This is a genomic window from Gelidibacter sp. (assembly GCF_035577925.1).
Lineage (GTDB): Bacteria > Bacteroidota > Bacteroidia > Flavobacteriales > Flavobacteriaceae > Gelidibacter.
Genome location: NZ_DATJCY010000014.1, coordinates 1 through 1,923, shown reverse-complemented (window position 1 = coordinate 1,923; position 1,923 = coordinate 1). Strand labels below are relative to the sequence as shown.

The window sequence follows — 1,923 nt, the reverse complement described above, 5'->3', positions numbered from 1 at the left end:
TCAAAAGACTTTCCCCAAATTTGCTGCACCAACGTTTGTTTGGAAACGATTTCACCTTTAGATTCCAGAAGTTTTTCAAGAATTTGATATTCTCGTGGTGTTAATATAATATCGATTCCTTGACGGCTAACTTCTTTCAATCTTGTATTTAATTGAAGATCGCCAGCAATGATTATTCTGTTTTGGGTATTTTCTACAGAAACATTCTGGCTTCTTTTTATGAGTGAATTGATTTTTAAAATCAGTTCGCGCATATAAAATGGCTTGGTAATATAATCATCGGCCCCCATTTCATAACCTTGCACTTTATCTTCCAATTCAGAAAATGCCGAAATCATTAATATTGGTGTAGAAGTGTTGTGCATCCTAAAATCCTGAGCTAAATCAAAACCGTTTTTACCTGGCAGGTTGACATCCAGTAAAATACAATCAAAATGTTGCTTTTTGAGAATTCTCTCAGCCAATAAACCATCATAAACAGTTTCAACCTGCATATTTTCAGCGGTTAACGCATCTTTCAAATTTCTGTTCAACTCTGGATCATCTTCAACAATTAGTATTTTTTTCACGGAAATCATTAATTTAGAATACTCAAAATTAAGTAATATAAAATATATAATTGTACCTTAAAGCAGGTAACATTATAAGATACAAAAATCTGACCTCTCATTAAAGTGAACAAAATTAAGAACTTCGTAAAACGAAAGATAAAACCTACTTTTGCAGTCTCTAAACTCAAAACAAAGTGTTCCTTCCCATAAGGATCCATGTTATTTTTTTGTAGGCCTATTATTTAAAAGATCATCTTATAATCAACCATAAAACATCAGGTATGATAGCAACTAAAACAAATTGTCTCGAGCTTATTAATAACAAAAAATGGCGCACATTAATACAATTGTTACAAGAAATGGATGCCATTGAAGTCGCTGATTTAGTTGAAGGTTATTCAAAAACCAATAAAATAATTGTATTTAGATTATTGTCGAGACAGCAAGCCAAAGAGGTTTTTAAGATGCTCGACCATTCTGAACAAGGAGCGATTATTGAAGGTTTGGCTGAAAATTCCAAAAAACTGGCACGCTTGCTCAATGATATTGAACCAGATGATAGAACTGCATTTTTTGAAGATTTGCCAGAAGATATTGCTCAGAAATTAATACAAATATTAGCACCCGAAGAGCAAAAAATTACCGTTCAATTGTTAAGCTATCCAAAAGATAGTATTGGTCGATTAATGACCACCGAATTTATAGCCATAAGAACTGATTTTACAGTAGCCGAAGCATTTGCACATATTAGAAAACATGGAAAACATTCAGAAACTTTAAACATTATTTATATTATTGATGAAGACCAAAAACTTATTGATGATATAGATATTAAGGATTTGATTTTTGCCAATCCAGATGAATTGATTGCCAATATTATTGACAACCGGTTTGTTTCATTAAATGTTTTAGACGATCAAGAAACGGCCATTCAAGTTTTTAAGGATTATGATCGTGTCGCCTTACCGGTTTTAAGTGAAGAAGGTCTGCTTTTGGGTATTGTTACCTTTGATGATATTATGGATGTCATCGAAGAAGAATCCACAGAAGATTTCCATAAATTCGGATCGGTTCAAAACGCTGGTAAAAACCCGTTAAAAGAACGAATTTTCAACCTTTATAAGAACCGAATTGTTTGGCTCGTTCTCTTAGTGTTCATGAATGTTTTTTCAGGAGCGGCACTCGCAAGTTTTGAAGATGTCATTCAATCATTTGTTGCCTTGGTATTCTTTTTACCATTATTGATTGATAGTGGCGGTAATGCGGGTTCGCAATCTGCCACACTGATGATTCGCTATCTAGCCCTGGGCGAAATTCAATTATCCGATTGGTACAAATTAATTGGCAGAGAGCTGTTAGTTTCCTTTTTATT

At 33.4% G+C, this 1,923-nt stretch carries 2 protein-coding genes; one reads left to right on the top strand and one right to left on the bottom strand.

Annotated features, from left to right (window positions below; translation table 11 throughout):
* Positions 1-569: response regulator transcription factor (locus VNJ50_RS00440; protein ID WP_325577992.1), on the bottom strand; the 569-nt coding region annotated here is incomplete at its 3' end.
* A 263-nt stretch (positions 570-832) separates the two neighbouring features.
* On the opposite strand from VNJ50_RS00440, the gene mgtE reads away from it, so the two are divergent.
* A partial coding sequence (gene mgtE / locus VNJ50_RS00435; RefSeq protein ID WP_325577990.1) for a magnesium transporter occupies positions 833-1,923 on the top strand: 1,091 nt, incomplete at its 3' end.